Genomic DNA, 17,215 nt, shown 5'->3' with positions numbered 1-17,215 from the left:
CGACTGGTGGGCGGTGGCTCATGATCCGGTCTCTCGTGCGGGAACCTCCTTGCGCGGGGGGCGGCTGTTGACGCCGAGCGCGTCCAGCCGGGCCTGGTGGACGCGCATGCGGGCCTGGAAGCCCGGCCAGGTACGCCCGGTGGTCCAGGTCGCCTCGGCCATGGCGGCGAGCCGGGGGTAGGCCATGTACTCGATGTGATCGGCGGTCGGGGCGTACTCGGTCCAGAGCTGCGCCTGTGCACCCAGCACGCGGGCCGCGGCCTCCGGCTCCCAGTGATCCGGGGCCGGCTCGGTGTGGTAGACGGTCCTGAGATCGACGACGAGTCCCGGCTGGCCGGCGGGCTCGTGCGGACCGCTGGACTGGGGATAGTCGAGGTAGGTCGAGATGTGGGGCGCCATGACGACCCGCTGGCCCCGGCGGGCGGCGGCCAGGCCGTGCTCGTCGTCGCGCCAGGTGGCGGCCGTGAAAGCCGGCGGCAGATCCTTCCCGTTCTCGGTCCAGCCGAGGGGGATCCGGCCGCGGGCGACGATGTGGTCGGCCATCTTCCCCATGAACCATCCGTGCAACGCCTTCGGTCCGGGCAGACCGAGTGAGGCCGCCCGCCGCAATGCCCGTGGACTCGTCTCCCATTCGACGGTGGGGCATTCCTCGCCGCCGATGTGCAGATGGCGGGACGGGAAGACGTCCATGACCTCGTCCAGGACCGTGCGGCAGAAATCCAGGACCTCGTCGTGGACGCCGAGGATCGTGTCGCACACGCCCCATCGGGTCCAGGTCTCCAGGCGCCGGTCCGGATCGTTGCCCAGCTCCGGGTAGGCGGCGAGCGCCGCCCGGACATGGCCGGGCATCTCGATCTCCGGAACCACGTCCACACCGCGGGCCTGCGCGTAGGCGACGAGGCCGGCCAGTTCCGCGCGGGTGTAGCAGCCCCCGTGCGGGATTCCGTCCCCGGCGGTCTCCCGGCGCCGCCCGCCGATCTCGGTCAGCTTCGGATAGGCGGCGACCGGCATGCGCCAGCCCTGGTCATCGGTCAGGTGGAGGTGAAAGACGTTGAGCTTGTGGAAGGCCAGCAGGTCGACGAAACGCTTCAGGAAAGAGATGGGCTGGTAATGGCGGGCGACGTCCAGCATCGCGCCTCGCCAGGCGAAACGGGGACTGTCGGTGATCTGCGCGCAGGGCAGCTCCCACGCGCCGGGACCGGCGGACGCGTGAGCCAGAGCGCGGGGCGGCAGCAGTTGGCGCAGGGTCTGGACGCCGCGTTGCAGCCCGGCCGGCCCATGGGCGCGCAGCAGGATGGTGTCGGTGCGGATGTTCAGCTCATAGCCCTCGCCGCCGAGAGCGGGCAGTGCGTCGTCCAGGCTCAGCACGACGTTGCCGTCGGCCGCCCGCGGCAACGGCCGGCCGATGGTGGGAGTGAGCAGTTCACCCAGGAGATCGGCGGCAGGCTGGGTGCCCGGTAGCGCCCGGACGGCGGTTTCCGGGCCGAGTGAGAAGGAGCCGGGGCCGGCGTCCACCTGGCCGGGCAGAGGGATCAAATTGAAATGGGTGCTTGATGTGGGCATGCGGCGGCCTTCGGTCGTACGGGCGGGTGATGTGAACTGAGGGAGCGGGGACTAGCCCTTGACCGCGCCGCTGGTCATTCCGGCGGCCACCCGGCCCTGAAGGATCAGGAAGAGGATGAGGACGGGCAGGGCGAAGAGCGTGGAGGCGGCCATGGTGGCGCCCCAGTCCGTACCGAAGATGTTGGAGAACGAGGACAGCCAGACCGGAAGTGTGCGTTCGTCCTGGTTCTTGATGATGAGCATGTTGGCGAAGGCGAACTCGTTCCACGCGGTGATGAAGCCGAACAGCGAGGTCGCCAGGAGGCCGGGCGCGAGGAGCGGAAGCGTCACCTTCCGGAAGGCCGCGGTCCGTGTGCAGCCGTCGACCTGTGCGGCTTCCTCCAGGTCGACCGGGATCGCGCTGAAGAAGGAGCGCAGCGTCACGATGGTGAACGGCAGCGTGAGCATGAAGTAGATCAGGGTGAGCGTCGCCAGGCGGTCCAGCATGTTCGTGTCGCGGGCGATGATGTACATGGGGATCAGCAGCGCCTCCCAGGGGGCCACCTGGGCGATGAAGATCATCAGGATGAAGCCACGCCGTCCCTTCCACCGCAGCCGCGCCACGGAGAACGCCGAGCCCAGCGCCACCACCAGCGTCAGCAGGACGCAGCCGACGGTCACCATCAGGCTGTTGCGCCAGAACAACCAGAAGCCGTCCGCGTTCACCGCGGTCGTGAAGTGGTCGAACGTCACCGATGTCGGCAGGAAGCGCGGGGTGGCCGCCTGGATGTCCTCATCCGGTTTGAACGCCGTGAGGATCATCCAGTACACGGGGAAGATCGACAGTACGAACACGATCAGTGCGGCGACGTTCAGCGGGATCCGCCTGAGCCGGACGGGGTTCACTGCACGGCCTCCTGCCGGAACATCTGCCGGAAGTACAGGATCAGGACGGCGACCAGGATGATCACCGTGATCATCGCCACCGCCGCGCCCAGGTCGTAGCGGTGCAGGGACTGCGCCACCTGGTAGGCGTAGACGGGCAGTGTGGTGGTCGCGCCGTTGGGGCCGCCCCTGCTGATGGCCCAGATCTGAGCGAAACAGCGGAAGACCCAGATGATCTCCAGGCACAGGACCAGCCCGAAGATCGGCTTGAGGATGGGCAGGGTGACGAACCGGAAGAGCCGCCAGCTGCCGGCTCCGTCCATACGGGCCGACTCGTAGAGTTCGCCCGGCACCGTGAGCATCGCCGAGTTCAGGGTGATCGCCGCGAACGGGACCGACTGCCAGACGATGAGGACGACGAGGATGGTGAAGGTGGCCGGGCCGTTCGCGAACCACGAGTACCCCTCGAAGGACTCGAACCCGATCCGGACCAGGATCCAGTTGACCACCCCGAGCCGGGAGGAGAACAGCCACTGGAAGACGGTGGTCGTGGCGATGACCGGGCTGGCCCAGGCCAGCACGAGCCCGCTCATCACCAGGATCCGCATCTTCCTGCCGAGCCGCTGCATCATCAGGGCCACCAGCGTGGACAACCCCATGATCAGCACCACGTTGATCAGCGTCCACAAGAACGTCCGCCGGACGACCTCCCAGAATTCGGGCTTGGCCAGGATCTCCCGGTAGTTGTCGAAGCCGGTGAATCCCGCGCCGCCGCGGATCAGCTCACGCATCCCGAAGTCCTGGAAGGAGATCACCAGGTTGCGGATCAGCGGATACGCGAGCAGGAGGACGAAGCCCGCGACGGCGGGGCAGATCAGCAGGTAGGGCCAGAGGGCGGCCGGGCGCGAGCGTCGCCTGCGGCGCGCCCGGCCCGAGCGGTGCGGGCCCGAGCGGTGCGGGGACGGTTCCCGTCCGGGGATCGATGCTCGCGCCGGCCGGGTGTCGGTGGGTGGTGACACGGCCCTTCCCTTCCGGTGGCGCCTGTCAGGAGTTCAGCGTCCGGGTGATGCTCGACGAAGCCGTCCGCGCGGCCTCGGCGGGATCGCCCCCGGTCAGGACGGAGGTCATGTACTGCTTGATCGGGTTGCTGGCCTCGACGGCGGCCCAGTTGGGGGTGTTCGGGGTGGCCCGGCCCTGCGCCGCGCCGGCGGCCATGGCGGCCGTTCCCTCCTCGTCCTTGACCACCGAGGCCAGCGAGGTCCGGTTCGGGACATAGCTCATGGTCCTGGCCAGCTCGGTCTGCCACCTGGCGCCGGCCAGCGCCTTGACCACTTGATAGGCGCCGTCGGGATCGGCGGACGCCACGGGGACGATCAGGTCCGAGCCGCCGATGAAGACCGACCCGGGCTTGCCTGCGGTCTTCCCGGGAACGGGGAAGAAGCCGATCTTCCCCTTGAGTTCGGGGGCGGCCTCTTCGATGAGCTTCGCGCCGCCGGGCACGGAGATGATCTGGGCGACGTCGCCCTTGGCGAAGACGTCCGCCTGAGGCGGCTCGGCCTCGTCGGAGTCCTTGGGGCCCTTGCCGAGGGCCTGCAGCCGCTTGTAGAAGTCCATGCCCTTGAGCGCCGCGGGGGTGTCGAGCGCCCCCTTCCAGTTCCCGCCTTCCTCGACGGCCAGGTCGCCGCCCTCGTCCCAGATGAACCCGGCCAAGGCGTACCAGCTCTGCCCGGGCAGGTAGATGCCCTGCGTCTTGCCCGAGTCGAGCCGTCCGGTGATCTCCAGCCACTCCTCGCGCGTCTTCGGCGGCGCTTCGACCTTCGCCTCCGCGAAGAGCTCCTTGTTGTAGATCACGACGCGGTTGGCGGCGTACCAGGGGATGCCGTACTGCTTGCCGTCGATCTTCCCCGGTTCGGCGAGCCCGGGCAGCCAGTCCGCTCCGCCCAGGTCCTCGATCTTGCCCGTGAGGTCGACGACGCCGCCGCTGGCCGAGTACTGCGCGACCTGGGTGTTGCCGACCTCGATGACGTCGGGGGCGTCCTTGCTGGCCAGCGCGGCCGTCACCCGCTCGCCGATGCCCTCCCACTCCTGGATCTGTATGTCCAGGTCGAGGTCCTTGTGCGTGCGCTCGAAGTCCTTCTCGAAGCGGTCCAGCAGCTGTTGGGAGACACTGTCCTTCATGAGCCAGACGGTGAGTTCCTGAGGACCGTCCGTGTTCGTGTCGTCGGAGGCGGAGCAGGCGGCCAGGGTGATGGAGACCATCAGACAGGCGGCACCAGCGATGAGACGTGTCTTCATGGGGGCTCTCCACAGAGAGGTAAATGACCAGTGGTCAGGTGCCAGTGGTATGGAGTACCGTGACATGGGCGAAGCGACGTGTCAACGCCTGTGCAGGTGGCGCTTTGGCGAACTGGTAAGTGGTAAGCTTTAGCTTTACCAGTTGTAAATCGAAGAGGAACGAGGATGCCCAGGTTGAACCGCACGGCCAGTTCGATGCCCAAACGCGATCGGGTCCGGGAACACCTCCTCGGGCTCATCGAAGCCGGCAAGCCCGGCGATCCGATTCCCTCCGAACGCCTGCTCAGTGATCAGCTGGCCGTCTCGCGCCCCACGCTCAGGGCCGTCGTCGACGAGCTCATCGCCCTCGGCCACCTGGTCCGCCGGCACGGCCGCGGCACCTTCATCGCCGCCGACAAGATCACCCAGCAGCTCGTCTCCTCCGGCGCCACCATGGGCGTACCCCGGGCGTCGGGCTTCTGGACCAGCCGCATACTGACCTTGAACACCGTCCAGGCCGGCGCCCGCATCAGCCGGAAGCTCAACGTCTCCCCCGCCACCGACCTGCGCTACATTTCACGCCTTCGACTGGTCGACGGCGTCCCCATGGCCATCGAGCATCTGCACATCCCGGCCCGGCTCGTTCCCCGGCTCACCACAGAGGAACTCGAGGCGGGGGAGCTCTACGACCATCTGCGCGACCACCACGACGTCCACGTATGCGAGGCCGTCCAGTCCATCGAACCGACCGTCGTGAGCGAGTCGGAGGCCGGTGAACTCCTGGTCCCCGTCCTGTCGCCGGCGTTGCTCATCGAACGCCTCACCTACGACAGGGACGGTCAGGCCGTCGAATACGTGCGCAGCATCTACCGCGGCGACCGCTACCGGATCGTCTCCCGGCTCGCCCTGGCGGACACCGCCTCGGACACCACGGCGAACCTCGGGCACCAACCCGGCATCCCCCCGGGCGATTTCAGCGATCGAGGCGTAGTCGCCACGACCACCACGGGCGACATCCAGTAAGCGACACCCACGACACCGCGGTCACCCCACTCGGCCAGGGCACGGCGCGGCCGGCGTGCTCGGGAACGCCGTGTAGCGGCCGTTGCGCCCCAGTGGGGTTCCTTCTTGCGAACCCGCGCCAGGTCAGGCGTCGAGTTCCGTCGCGGCGACGGCGTGCACGGGCGGGGCCTCGAGCCCGAGCTGCCGTGCGATGGCCGGAACCTCGGGGTCTGCGAGGAACCCGTCGTAGTCCTTCGCGTCCCAGTCGAAGACGGACCACGCCCGGTGCGCGTCGTCGGGATCGAAATAGACCCGGGCGCCCCGGCAGCCGTGCTCCCGCCGCTTCTCCGTGCCGACGGTCTCGAAAACCTCCAGGAACCGATCGGGGTCGGCGACCCTGGCGACGGTGACGATCATTACCTGCTCCTCAGCACCGTGGACGACTCCCTCCCAGTCGATAACCTCGACTCTGGTTGAGGTCAAGCGCTCGCGGCGGCGAGCCTGCGGCCGTTCCCGGTGCCGTCCAGGAGCCGCCGCGCGGTGATTCCCCCGGCTGGCCGGGGCGGCATCGTCACTCCTTGGCGGTGGTGGCGAGTTCGTGGTCCGGTGAGTCGATCGCGGCTTGCGGTCGGTCGGGGCGTGCGTGGATCTCGCTGAACCGGCCCTGGGCGTCCATGACGATCCGGCCGGTTTCGCGGCCGTGCGCGGCTTCGTGCCGCTCCCGCCGGGTCAGGTAGTGGCAGACCCGGTTGGTGATGACGAAGGCGATCACCGGCCCAGCGAAGATCGCGACGCGGAAGAACGAGGTGACCGCGAAAAGGTCGAGGTGGAAGTTGAGGGCGATCTGGTCGTTGGCGGCGGCGAGCCACAGCAGCCCGTAGAAGGTCATCCCGGCCGCCCCGAAGCCGGTGCGGGCGGGGCGGTCGCGGGGGCGGTCCAGGACATGGTGCTCGGCGCGGTCCCCGGTGATGACCGCCTCAGCGGCCGGCCACAGCGCCAAGGCGGTGAAGAAGACGCCCGGGACGACGATGGCGGGGACCAGGACGGCGAGGGTGAGGGGGTTGCCGGCGACGTCGAGCTCCCAGCCGGGCATGATCCGGACCGCGCCGTCCAGGAACGCCATGTACCAGCCGGGGACCGCGCCGGCGGTGATCGCGCCGGGTTCGTACGGCCCGAACTGCCAGATCGCGTTGATCTGGACGAACGCGCCCAGCAGCGCCAGCACCCCGCAGGTGAACAGGAACATCGCGATCGCGGCGGCCTTGGGCGCGCCGACGATCGCGGCCCGCGCGCGGGTGACGTGGTGCGAGCCGAGGCGGTGTGCGGCCGAGCCGGGGGCGAAGCGGGTGTGGCCGTGCTGCCGGGTCACCAGGCGGCGGCGATGCGCCAGGGCCCCGGCGATGATCAGGGGCAGGATCAGGATGTGCAGCCAGTAGACCCGCTCGATGATGACGTCGCCGGGGAAGTCGCCACCGAAGACGAACCGCTGCAGGTGGGTGCCGACGAACGGGATCGACTCCAGGACGCCCTTGATCAGCAGCAGGCTTCCGCCCGACAGCATGTCGTCGGGCAGGATCGTGCCGGTCAGTGACGCGACCATGCCGAGGGTGAACAGGCCGACCCAGATCAGCCAGTTCAGCAGCCGCGGGCGGCGGAATCCGCCGGTGAAGAACAACCGGAGCAATTGCAGCGCGATGGACGCGCAGAAGATCAGCGCCGCCCAGTGATGAATCTGCCGCATCAGCAGCCCGCCGCGAACCTCGAACGACAACTCCATCGTCGAGTCGTAGGCCCGCGACACCGGTACGTCCTGGAGCGGACCGTACGGCCCGTCATAAGTGACCCGGGCCATGGACGGGTCGAAATAGAAGGTCAGGAACACGCCGGTGAGCACGAGCACCGCGAACGAGTAGCCGGTGATCTGCGCGAACAAGAAAGTCCAGTGGTCCGCGCGCGATCTGTACCGTCGCGTCAAGCTGCGGTGGTCGGCGGTGCCCAGCGCGCTCTTCACCAGCACGGTTGCGGTGGAGGTCTTCTTCCGGGCGGTCGGGCGGGACGACCTCTTCCGATCGTACGCGAGTCGGGCCGCATTCTTCACGTCCACCTCGCCTGGGTGAGCAAATTGTGCGGGCCGACCGTTCCGGGTTCAGTTACATTGGTCACACTGCCCCCCCGTTCCAGTTACATTGGTCACAGTGAGCCCCTTTGGATGTTTCTCGTGGTGCTACACATATGACTGTCGGCGGGGGTCGGGTGTGACATACCGCTGACATCTTTATTGACGTCCACTCCCGCGAACACCGCGCATCCACCCGGCTGGTAGTCGGTGACGGGGCGATCAGCCGATGATGGGGCGTTCTTCGGGGAGTTCGTAGCCGCGGGCGCGTTCGCGCAGGGCCAGGGCGGTGCCGAGGGTGAGAGGGCCGATGCGGCCGATGAACATCAGCGCGATCAGCACCAGGTGGCCTGCGGCCGGCAGGTCGGCGGTGATGCCGGTGGACAGGCCTACGGTGGCGAACGCCGAGACCGCCTCGAACAGCACCCGGTCCAGCGGATGGCCGGTCATGGCCTCCAGTGCGAAGGTGGCGGCGGTCACCAGTCCGAGCGACAGCAGCACGATCGCGATGATCTGGCGCTGGGTGCCCTCGGGCAGCCGGCGGTGGCCGATGTTGACGCGGGTCTCGCCGCGCATTTCGGCCCACAGCACGAAGGCCAGCAGGCCGAAGGTGGTGACCTTGATGCCGCCGGCGGTGCCGGCGCTGCCACCGCCGATGAACATCAGGACGTCGGTGGCCAGCCAGCTTTCGGGGCGCATCGCGGCGATGTCGAGGGTATTGAACCCTGCGGTACGCGGCATCACCGCGGCGGTGAACCCGGCCAGCACCCGCGACGGCCCGGGAAGAGCGCCGAGAGTGGCGGGGTTGGTCCACTCCGCCGCGGTCAGGACCAGGGTGCCGCCGGCCAGCAGCGCCGCCGAGGTACCGAGGGTGACGCGGGTGAGGATCGACCAGGTGCGCGGGCGGCGCCAGCCGCGGGCCAGCTCGAACACCACGGGGAAGCCGAGCCCGCCGATGATGACCGCGGCGCAGACGGTCAGGCTGATCCACGGGTCGTCGGCGAACCGGACCAAGCTGTCGGGCCACAGCGCGAACCCGGCGTTGTTGAACGCCGACACCGAATGGAAGACGCCCAGGTAGGCGGCGCGGCCGAACGACTCGCCGTACCCCAGAGCGAACCGCCCGCCCAGCACCGCGGCCGCGATCGTCTCGCAGGCCAGGGTGAACAGCACCACCTGCCGGATCACCCGGCGGAGGTCGGCCATCCGCAGGGTTTTGGTCTCGGCCTGGGCGGCCAGCCGCGCACGCAGTCCCAGCCGGCGCGACAGCACGATCGCGAACAGGGTCGCCAGCGTCATCAGCCCCAGCCCGCCGATCTGGATCAGGCACAGGATGACGACCTCGCCGAACGTCGTCCAGTGGCCCGCGGTGTCGACGGTGACCAGCCCGGTCACGCACACGGCCGATGTGGCGGTGAACAGCGCGTCCAGCGGGCGGGACGATCCGGGCTCATGCGTGGCCGCCGGGAGCCACAGCAGCAGCGTCCCGATCGCGATCGTGATCGCGAACCCGGTGACCACGACCTGGGCCGGGCGCTGGAAGCGTTCCAGCAGCACCGCTCCCCACGGCCGCACGCGCAGCCGCTGAGCCCTGCGCCGAAACAGGGTCGCCCCCTCCCCGGATCAATCCCGGTCGCGTCCGGTCCTCCAGCGCTCGATCAGCGCGGGCATCTCGCGGAACATGAAGCCGTAGAAGTCGCGCATCTCGTCCAGCCGCCGGGTGGCGGGGCTGCCGGGCCCGGCGGCCTCGATGCCGCGGTCGGCGGCCTCGAACATCGCCTGCACCATGCCGTTCTGGGCCGACATCAGCGTGGCCCAGGCGCCCTCGCGCACCCGGTAGTGCTCGCGGCGGCTGCCCGGCGCGGGGGCCCGCTCGATCAGCCCGACGGTGGACAGCATCTTGATCGCCCCCGACACGCTACCGGAGCTGATCCCCAGCCGCTCGGCCAGGTCCGGCGCGGTGACACTGTCTTCGTCGGCGAACATGAACGCCGCCAGCACCCGCGCCGTCGCCTTCTGCAGCCCGCCCTGGGCCAGCACCAGCGCCAGATGCTCGGCCGCCTCGGTGGTGTCCGCCAAGGTCATCCCCCTCCTCGAAGAACCTGACAAAATCTTAACAGCTCCAAGTCTTCAGAAATCTTTGAAGACTCTGATAACGTCTCCGCCATGAGTGCCGCAGCGATCGACATCGACCACCTCACCAAGACCTACGGCGTCCGCCGCGGTCTGGCCGATCTGTCCCTGGAGGTGCGGGCGGGCGAGGTGTTCGGCTGCCTGGGCCCCAACGGGGCGGGCAAGTCCACCACCATCCGGATGCTGCTGGACCTGATCCGTCCCACCTCCGGAACCGCCCGCGTGCTCGGGCTGGACCCGCGCGGCGACGCGGTGCGGCTGCACCGCCGCATCGGCTACCTGGCCGGCGACTTCGTCCTCGACGGCCGGCAGAAGGCCGGTGAGTGCCTGACGTTCCTGGCGGGCCTGCGCGGGGGCGTCCCCGCGCACCGGATCGCCGCGCTGGCCGAGCGGCTGGAGCTGGACCTGGACGCGCGGATCAAGAGCCTCTCCAAGGGCAACCGGCAGAAGGTCGGCCTGGTGCAGGCGTTCATGCACCAGCCCGAACTGCTGATTCTGGACGAGCCCACCTCCGGCCTCGACCCCCTGGTCCAGCAGACGTTCCTCGACATGGTCGCCGAGGCCCGGACCGACGGGCAGACGGTCTTCATGTCCAGCCACATCATGAGCGAGGTCGAAGCGGTCGCCGACCGCGTCGCCATCATCCGTGAAGGCCGCCTGGTCGCCCTGGACACCGTCGCCGACCTGCGCGCCCGTTCCTTCCTCCAGGTTCGGATCACCTTCGCCGCGCCCGTGCCGGTGGAGGAGTTCGCCGGCCTGCCCGGCGTCACAGACCTGGCCGCCGACGGCGCCACCCTGACCTGCCGGGTCGACGGCAGTCCCGATCCCTTGATCAAGGCCGCCGCCCGGCACACCGTCACCGGCCTGCGCGCCGACACCCAGGACCTGGAAGAGCTGTTCCACACCTACTACACCGGCCAGACCGGCGAGCCCGGCAGCGGCACCGCCGCCTGAACCTCCCCACCGACACGATCTCGAACGGCGGCGCAATGACCACCACCCGCCCCGCGGCCACCACCACGATCCCCGGCGCGTCCAAGCCGGCCCGCGCCTTCAGCGGCTCGATGTTCGCCAAGACCCTGTACGACAACCGGCGCGTCTTCACCGTCTGGGCCCTGGCCACCGGGGTGCTGGCGATGATGTACGGCAGCTTCTACCCGCAGATCACCGCCGACTCCCTGTCCGGCGTGCCCGAGGCGATGCGGGGCTTCGGCTTCGACGACGCCACCGGGGCCGCCGGCTACCTGGAGGGCGCGGTGTTCGGACTGCTGGTGCCACTGCTGGCCACCTTCTACGGCGCCGCCACCGGCGCCCGCATGATCTCCGCCGACGAGGAGTCCGGCTATCTGGACCTGCTCCTGGCCCACCCGATCGGCCGCACCCGGCTGCTGCTGCACCGCTTCGCCGCCCTGGCCGCCGGTGCCGTGGTGATCGCGGCGACCGTCCTGGCCGCCATGCTCGCCATCCGCTCCAGCGCCGAACTCGACACCATCAGTCCCGCGAACTTCACCGCGCAGGCGGTCAACCTGGCCCTGCTGACGATCCTGTTCGGCGCGCTGGCCACCGGCCTCGGCGCCGCCACCGGCAAGAGCCGCCCCACCGTCTTCGGCATCACCGCCGGCGTCGGCGTCGCCGCCTACGCCCTGAACGGCTTCGCCCCCCAGATCGGCGCCGACCGGCTCCGGCACCTGACCCCGTACCACTACTACATCGGCGGCGAACCGCTCAAGAACGGCCTCCACCTCGGCGACGCCGCCGTCCTGGCCGCCGCCGCCATCATCCTGACCGCCGCCGGCGCCTGGCGGTTCAACCGCCGCGACCTGGGCCGCTGAGCGGCACCGGCGAGCGCACGCGGTGCGGCGGTCCGACCGGCACAGCTCCCCTATTGCGGGTGCTAAGATTTAGATGTTAAGGGCCTGGGGTCCATCTCATTCTTGACGGGGGAACGGTGGAGGGAACGCGCCCGGCGCGCATTCGCCAGCCCCGCCTCGCCGACATGGTCGCCTCCGTCCTGCGCGAGCGGATCGTCAACGGCGAACTCGCCGACGGCGAGATCATCGGCCCGCAGGACGACTTGCTCGCCGAGTTCGGGGTCAGCAAGCCGTCCATGCGGGAGGCGCTGCGCATCCTCGAGTCCGAGGGGCTCATCACCGTGCAGCGCGGCAACAAGGGCGGCGCGATCGTGCACGTCCCGCGCACCGAGACGGCGGCGCAGGCCATCGGCCTGGTGCTGCGGACCCGCCATTCGGTGCCGAACGACATCGCCGTCGCGCTGGTCCGGCTGGAGCCGGTGTGCGCGGGCCTGTGCGCCGAACGTCCCGACCGGGCGAGCACCGTCGTCCCGGCCCTGGAGGCGGCGCAGCGCGACGTCGAGGCGCACCTGGACGACCCGCTCGGCTTCACGCGCGCGGCACGCGGCTTCCACGCCCAGCTCGTGTTCGGCTGCGGGAACGCCGCCATGGCGGTGGCGGTCGGCGCGCTCGAACGGCTGTGGACGACCGCCGAGGAGGAATGGGCGGGCGGCGCCGCCGGACGCGGCGAGTTCCCCGGGGTCGACCAGCGCTCCCAGGGCATGACGGCGCACCGCCGGCTGATCAAGCTGATCGCCGACGGCGACGCCCCCGGCGCCGAACGCGCCGCACGCCGCCACCTCACCGCGGCCCAATGCCACGTCCTCGAAGACTGACGCGGCGAAGGACTCGGGATCTCCGCGCCTTCAACGGGACCAGGCGATGGGCAGGCTGGACGGGCCCCACATCATGAACGAGTCGACGCGAGTCGGTTCGCCGTCGAGGTGAAGGCCCGGTAGTCGTTCGGCGAGCAGTTTCAGCGAGATGCGCGCCTCCAGCCGTGCCAGGGCCGCGCCGGGGCACAGGTACGGGCCGACGCCGAACGACAGGTGGCGGCGGCGCAGGTCGGCCAGGTCGCGGTCCAAGCGGAAGGTGTCCGGGTCGTCCCACGCCTCCGGGTCCCGGTTCGCGGACGCGTACAGCCCGTGCGCCTTCGACCCCTCCGGGACCTCGACGCCGTGCAGGACGACCGGGCGGGTGTTGGTGCGGTACAGCCCGAGGACGGGCGGGTCGTAGCGCAGGCTCTCCTCCACGGCGACGTCCACCAGTTCGGGACGTGACCGGACGTCCTCCCAGAGGCCGAGGTCCAGGAGACGCCACACCGCGTTCGCGATCAGCGACGTCGTGGTCTCGTTACCTCCGACCAGCAGGAGGAGGATGAGCGGCAGCAGCTCCTCGTCGGTGAACGGGCGGCCGTCGTGCTCGGCGGTGAGCAGGGCGGTGAGCAGATCGTCGGGGAGCGCCTCCCGGCCGCGGGCGGCGAGACTCTCGCGGCGCTGCGCCAGGATCGCGCCGAAATACGCGTCGATCTTGGCGCGGGCCGCGCCCTGCACGGCCGGGTCGGCGGCGTTCTGACCCGCCATGAACTGGTCCGACCACTCCTTGAAATCCGCCCGGTCGGCGGCGGGCACGCCCAGGATCTTGGCGATCACCAGGACCGGCAGCGGGATCGCGAACGACTCGCACAGGTCGGCGCGGCCGTCGTGCGCGAAGCCGTCGACCAGACCGGCGGCCGTCGCCGTGATCCAGTCCTCCAGGGCGGCGGTGCGGCGGGCCGTGAACGCCGACGTCACCAGCTTCCGGTAGACGGTGTGCTCCGGCGGGTCGGACTTCAGCCCTCCCTCCCGCGTGTAGATCGGGCCCTGGCCCCACTCCGACGACCAGAGGCCCCAGTCGTCGAAGAACTCGGCGACGTCGGCATGCCGCGAGAGCGTGTAGAAGCCGTTCTCGCCGAAGCCCGCGTGGTGGTGCACCGGGCACTTCTCCCGCAGCGCGCGGTGCGCGGAGGCCGGGTCCTCCAGCACCTCCGGGGAGAACGGGTCGTACTCCCCGGAGGCGCCGGCGCCCGACGAGCGCATGATCGTCATCAGAACGCGTTCGGGTCGGCTTGGACCTCGGCCGGGACGGGATGCCGGTACAGTTCGGCGGCGTTCTGCCAGGTGAAGCGGCGCACGTCCGCGTCGGGCAGACCGCCGATCTCCGACTCGATGACGGCCTGGGTGTCCGGCCACGTCGAGTCGCAGTGCGGGTAGTCGCTCTCCAGCAGGATGTTCTCCACGCCGATGCGGTCGCGGAGCACGAACGACGACTGGTCCTCCACGGCGCAGAACCAGAAGTTGCGCTTGAGCACCTCGGCCGGGGTGAGGCCGATGTCGGGCGTCCACGTCCCGTACATGTCGTGGTAGCTGAGCATGTGGTCGAGCCGGTCCATCAGCCCGGCGACCCAGCCGATGCCGCCCTCGCTCAGGCAGATCTTCAGGTCCGGGTAGCGGACGGGCAGCATCGAGTACAGCCAGTCCACGGCGGCGAACATCGCGTACCCGAAGAACAGCACGCCGACCGTGTCCGGCGGGGCGTCGTCGGCGGTGGCGGGGGACGTCCCCGACGAGCCGATGTGCAGGTTGACGACCGTCCCGGTCTCCGCGCACGCCCGCATGATCGGGTCCCAGTGGCCGGTGTGCAGGGACGGCAGGCCGAGCTTCTGCGGCGCCTCCGAGAACGTCACCGCCTTGAACCCGCGCTCGGCGTTGCGGCGGATCTCCTCGGCGCCGAGCTCCGGGTCGAGCAGCCAGGGGATCTGGCAGGGGATGATCCGGTCCGGGTAGGACCCGGCCCACTCCTCCAGATGCCAGTCGTTCCACGCGCGGACGGTGGCGAGCGCCAGTTCGGTGTCGGACGTGGTGAGCTGGAGCCGCTGCCCCGCGAAGCCCGGCAGGAACGACGGGAAGTTCAGCGACCCGTAGATCCCGGCGACGTCCATGTCCTTGATCCGGTGGTGGATGTCCCAGGCGCCGCGGCGCATCTCGTCGAACCGGGACGGCTCGAAGCTGTACTCCGACACCGGACGCCCGACGACCGCGTTGAACCCGACGTTCGGGAAGTCGTTGCCGTCGTAGACCCACGTCTCCGCGCCGCCGTCCCGCTCCACGATCTTCGGGGCGCGGTCGGCGAACTTCGCGGGCATCCGGCCCTCGAAGGTGTCCGGCGGCTCGACGATGTGGTCGTCCACGGAGATCACGGTGTACTTGCGTTCGCGGGGCTCGGGCTCGGGCAGCCAGGTCGGCCCCTCGGCGCCCTTGCCGCCCGTCGTGAATCCGGTGTTGGCCGCGAGGTCGTCGATGTTGATGCTCATCCGTCCACCACCTCCGGGTGGTCGCGGAGCAGCGCGCGGACGGCGCCGTTCCAGTAGAAGTCGGTCCCGCGTTCCAGCAGCGACGCCTTCATGCTCCGCCGCAGGCCGGGTGCCACGAGGGTATGGTCCCGCCCGGAGACCAGCACGTCGTACATCAGCCGGCACTGCCGGTCGATGGTCGCGGACCGGTAGGTCGCCTCCTCGACCGACGGGCCCGTCACGATCACGCCGTGGTTGGCGAGCAGCACCACCGACTTGTCGCCGATCCGGTCGGCGAGGTCGGCGCCGAGGTCGGCCGTGGCGACCTCACCGGTGTACTCGTCCACGAACGCCATGTCGCCGTCGAACATCGACCCGGTCTGGTGCAGGAACTCGGGCAGCACGCCGAGCGCCGCCAGCACGGTCACGTAGTACGGGTGGTTGTGGACGACGACCCGGACGTCAGGGCGGCGGCGGTGCAGCTCGGTGTGGATGTGGATGGCGGGCGTGACGTCCCACGGTCCCTCCAGGACCTCCGCGTCCGGCGACACCCGGCAGACGTCGGAGGCGGTGATCTCCTCCCACCACAGCCCCCACGGGTTGATCCACAGCTCCTCGGTGTCGTCCACGCGGGCGGTGATGTGGCCCGCGATGTTCTCGCTGAAGCCGGACCGGCCCAGGATCCGGAACGCGCACGCGAGCTTCTGCCGGTCGCTGAGGTCCCTCCCGATCGGAGGCATCACCCTCGGCGCCCACTCGGCGGCGCCCCCCGCGACCGGCGCCGGTTTCGGCGGGCGCTCGATGTCCGCTGTCACGGCCTCTCCTTCCCGTCAGCTACAGGCTGGCTGGTACGTGGGCCACTGACGGCCCGGTTCGGCGTTCTCGAACTGCATGAGGATCAGGCCGCACAGCCCGTCGGTGCCGCTGTGCTTGCCGGGCTTGAACGACAGCGTGTAGCCCTTCTGCCCGAACGAGGACGGGTAGCCGGACACCTGCTCCAGCCCCTTGTTGATGGCCTCGCCGTCCACCTTCGCCCCGGCCTCACCGATCGCCTTGGCGAGCATCCCGATGGCGTCGTACGCCTGCGCGTCGTAGGCGGTGACCTGGGTCTCCTTGCCGCGCCGCTCCGTCAGGAGCTTCTGCAGCGCGGCGGTCTTCTCGTTCTCCTCGGTGATGGACCCGACGAAGACGAGCTTGTCCAGCGCGCCCGGCTTCGCCTGCTTCCACAGGTCGGGCTGGTTGCCGATGGACGCGAGCGAGAAGCGGTCCACGTCCGGGATGAGCTGGTGCGACGTGTTGTGGACGAGCACCTCCATCTGGCCGCCGAGCGCGGCGACGAGCATCGCGTCCGGCTTCGCCTGCTTGATCTTGGTGACCTGCGCGGTGACGTCGTTGGCGTCCACCGCCGCCGTCTCCGTCGCCACCACCTCGATGCCGGCGTCGCGGATCGGGCCCATCAGCGCCTTCTCCATCCCGGCGATGGACGCGCTGTCGTCCTTGAACAGGGCGAGCTTCTTGTACCCGGCCTTCTTGAACGCCTGGGCGTAGGTCTTGCCGAAGTCCTCGGTCGGGTTGGCGAGCGAGTAGGCGTAGGTGCCGTCGGGGCCCGCCCCGATGCCGGGCGTGATGTTCACCGGCGCGATGGCGGGCACCTTCTGCTGCTTGAGCAGCGTCTGCACCTGAAGGACCGACTGGCCGCCGGAGTTCATGATGATGGCCGCCGCGCCCTGGCTGATCAGCTGCCGGACGACGGTCGGCGCCTTCGTCGCGTCGTTGTCGTCGCTCTTGACGACCAGCTTGAGCTTCTTGCCGCCGATGCCGCCGTTGTCGTTGATCTCCGCGACCGCGTCCTTGACGGTCGCGCCGACGATCGACGCGTACGCGGCCGCGCCGCCGGAGAGGTCCTGGTCCATCCCGATGACGATGGTGTTCTCGTCGGCTTCGGCCGACCCGGCGCCGGACGTGCACGCCGTGAGCGAGAGGGCGGGCAGCGCCGCGGCGATCAGGACGGTCGCCTTGCCGGCTCTGCCGCGGGGCCTCGGAACGATTCTGGGCATTGGGGGTCCCTCCTAGGGGTGGGTG

At 69.8% G+C, this 17,215-nt stretch carries 16 protein-coding genes; 4 read left to right on the top strand and 12 right to left on the bottom strand.

Features of this window, described 5'->3' with window-relative positions; translation table 11 throughout:
- Positions 1 to 18 precede the first annotated feature (18 nt).
- The 4 genes from E1285_RS34705 to E1285_RS34690 all read right to left on the bottom strand — a co-directional run bounded on the left by E1285_RS34705 (position 19) and on the right by E1285_RS34690 (position 4,722).
- Positions 19 to 1,536: a beta-N-acetylhexosaminidase gene (locus E1285_RS34705; RefSeq protein ID WP_207947026.1), complete on the bottom strand. Its 1,518-nt coding sequence runs from the start codon at positions 1,534 to 1,536 to the stop codon at positions 19 to 21.
- Positions 1,537 to 1,614: 78 nt separating this feature from the next.
- Positions 1,615 to 2,448 carry a carbohydrate ABC transporter permease gene (locus tag E1285_RS34700; RefSeq protein WP_243723255.1) on the bottom strand — a complete coding sequence of 278 codons (834 nt, stop codon included), beginning with the start codon at positions 2,446 to 2,448 and terminating at the stop codon, positions 1,615 to 1,617.
- Positions 2,445 to 3,446 (bottom strand): sugar ABC transporter permease, encoded by a 1,002-nt coding sequence (locus E1285_RS34695; RefSeq protein WP_243723254.1) that lies wholly within the window; start codon positions 3,444 to 3,446, stop codon positions 2,445 to 2,447. The genes E1285_RS34700 and E1285_RS34695 overlap by 4 nt, the downstream gene beginning before the upstream one ends.
- Positions 3,447 to 3,471: 25 nt before the next feature.
- On the bottom strand, positions 3,472 to 4,722 hold the full coding sequence (locus tag E1285_RS34690) for an extracellular solute-binding protein (protein ID WP_132158813.1): 1,251 nt from the start codon (positions 4,720 to 4,722) through the stop codon (positions 3,472 to 3,474).
- 165 nt (positions 4,723 to 4,887) lie between these two features.
- On the opposite strand from E1285_RS34690, the gene E1285_RS34685 reads away from it, so the two are divergent.
- The gene (locus E1285_RS34685; protein ID WP_243723253.1) at positions 4,888 to 5,724 is read left to right on the top strand and encodes a GntR family transcriptional regulator; all 837 of its coding nucleotides are present in this window, start codon (positions 4,888 to 4,890) and stop codon (positions 5,722 to 5,724) included.
- Positions 5,725 to 5,847: 123 nt separating this feature from the next.
- Here the strand turns inward: E1285_RS34685 and E1285_RS34680 are convergent, their stop codons facing one another.
- The 4 genes from E1285_RS34680 to E1285_RS34665 form a co-directional block, all read right to left on the bottom strand.
- Positions 5,848 to 6,120, bottom strand: coding sequence for a hypothetical protein (locus E1285_RS34680; protein WP_132158812.1), 273 nt, complete (start codon positions 6,118 to 6,120; stop codon positions 5,848 to 5,850).
- 154 nt (positions 6,121 to 6,274) lie between these two features.
- A complete protein-coding gene (locus E1285_RS34675) occupies positions 6,275 to 7,636 on the bottom strand; it encodes a cytochrome b N-terminal domain-containing protein (protein WP_132158811.1) in 1,362 nt (453 codons plus the stop codon).
- Between the two features lie 405 nt (positions 7,637 to 8,041).
- Complete coding sequence (locus E1285_RS34670) at positions 8,042 to 9,370, bottom strand: potassium transporter TrkG (RefSeq protein ID WP_243723256.1); 1,329 nt, start codon at positions 9,368 to 9,370, stop codon at positions 8,042 to 8,044.
- Positions 9,371 to 9,442: 72 nt separating this feature from the next.
- Positions 9,443 to 9,904 carry a MarR family transcriptional regulator gene (locus E1285_RS34665; protein ID WP_132158810.1) on the bottom strand — a complete coding sequence of 154 codons (462 nt, stop codon included), beginning with the start codon at positions 9,902 to 9,904 and terminating at the stop codon, positions 9,443 to 9,445.
- Positions 9,905 to 9,985: 81 nt separating this feature from the next.
- Between E1285_RS34665 and E1285_RS34660 the strand changes: the two genes are divergently transcribed.
- From E1285_RS34660 to E1285_RS34650, 3 genes are all read left to right on the top strand, one after another.
- Positions 9,986 to 10,906 (top strand): ABC transporter ATP-binding protein, encoded by a 921-nt coding sequence (locus E1285_RS34660; protein WP_132158809.1) that lies wholly within the window; start codon positions 9,986 to 9,988, stop codon positions 10,904 to 10,906.
- A gap of 35 nt (positions 10,907 to 10,941) precedes the next feature.
- On the top strand, positions 10,942 to 11,784 hold the full coding sequence (locus E1285_RS34655) for an ABC transporter permease subunit (RefSeq protein WP_132158808.1): 843 nt from the start codon (positions 10,942 to 10,944) through the stop codon (positions 11,782 to 11,784).
- Positions 11,785 to 11,900: 116 nt separating this feature from the next.
- Positions 11,901 to 12,638: an FCD domain-containing protein gene (locus E1285_RS34650; RefSeq protein WP_132158807.1), complete on the top strand. Its 738-nt coding sequence runs from the start codon at positions 11,901 to 11,903 to the stop codon at positions 12,636 to 12,638.
- Positions 12,639 to 12,668: 30 nt separating this feature from the next.
- Here E1285_RS34650 and E1285_RS34645 read toward each other — a convergent pair whose 3' ends face one another.
- From E1285_RS34645 to E1285_RS34630, 4 genes are read right to left on the bottom strand one after another with little or no spacing between them, the layout of a single operon-like run.
- The gene (locus E1285_RS34645; RefSeq protein WP_132158806.1) at positions 12,669 to 13,889 is read right to left on the bottom strand and encodes a cytochrome P450; all 1,221 of its coding nucleotides are present in this window, start codon (positions 13,887 to 13,889) and stop codon (positions 12,669 to 12,671) included.
- Positions 13,889 to 15,154: an amidohydrolase family protein gene (locus tag E1285_RS34640; RefSeq protein WP_132158805.1), complete on the bottom strand. Its 1,266-nt coding sequence runs from the start codon at positions 15,152 to 15,154 to the stop codon at positions 13,889 to 13,891. The genes E1285_RS34645 and E1285_RS34640 overlap by 1 nt, the downstream gene beginning before the upstream one ends.
- A complete protein-coding gene (locus E1285_RS34635) occupies positions 15,151 to 15,948 on the bottom strand; it encodes a class II aldolase/adducin family protein (RefSeq protein WP_207947024.1) in 798 nt (265 codons plus the stop codon). Before E1285_RS34635 ends, E1285_RS34640 begins: the two co-directional genes overlap by 4 nt.
- 15 nt (positions 15,949 to 15,963) lie before the next feature.
- Positions 15,964 to 17,190, bottom strand: coding sequence for an ABC transporter substrate-binding protein (locus tag E1285_RS34630; protein ID WP_132158804.1), 1,227 nt, complete (start codon positions 17,188 to 17,190; stop codon positions 15,964 to 15,966).
- Positions 17,191 to 17,215 lie beyond the last annotated feature (25 nt).

It is taken from the genome of Actinomadura sp. 7K507 (assembly GCF_004348425.1).
GTDB lineage: Bacteria > Actinomycetota > Actinomycetes > Streptosporangiales > Streptosporangiaceae > Spirillospora.
This window is presented reverse-complemented; position numbering and strand designations above follow the sequence as displayed.

What these genes read in the sequence shown, in the direction of transcription:
- E1285_RS34690 (WP_132158813.1), bottom strand. Translation starts at nt 4,722, where the DNA reads ATGAAGACACGTCTCATCGCTGGTGCCGCCTGTCTGATGGTCTCCATC.
- E1285_RS34685 (WP_243723253.1), top strand. Translation starts at nt 4,888, where the DNA reads ATGCCCAGGTTGAACCGCACGGCCAGTTCGATGCCCAAACGCGATCGG.
- E1285_RS34680 (WP_132158812.1), bottom strand. Translation starts at nt 6,120, where the DNA reads ATGATCGTCACCGTCGCCAGGGTCGCCGACCCCGATCGGTTCCTGGAG.
- E1285_RS34665 (WP_132158810.1), bottom strand. Translation starts at nt 9,904, where the DNA reads ATGACCTTGGCGGACACCACCGAGGCGGCCGAGCATCTGGCGCTGGTG.
- E1285_RS34660 (WP_132158809.1), top strand. Translation starts at nt 9,986, where the DNA reads ATGAGTGCCGCAGCGATCGACATCGACCACCTCACCAAGACCTACGGC.
- E1285_RS34655 (WP_132158808.1), top strand. Translation starts at nt 10,942, where the DNA reads ATGACCACCACCCGCCCCGCGGCCACCACCACGATCCCCGGCGCGTCC.
- E1285_RS34645 (WP_132158806.1), bottom strand. Translation starts at nt 13,889, where the DNA reads ATGACGATCATGCGCTCGTCGGGCGCCGGCGCCTCCGGGGAGTACGAC.
- E1285_RS34640 (WP_132158805.1), bottom strand. Translation starts at nt 15,154, where the DNA reads ATGAGCATCAACATCGACGACCTCGCGGCCAACACCGGATTCACGACG.
- E1285_RS34630 (WP_132158804.1), bottom strand. Translation starts at nt 17,190, where the DNA reads ATGCCCAGAATCGTTCCGAGGCCCCGCGGCAGAGCCGGCAAGGCGACC.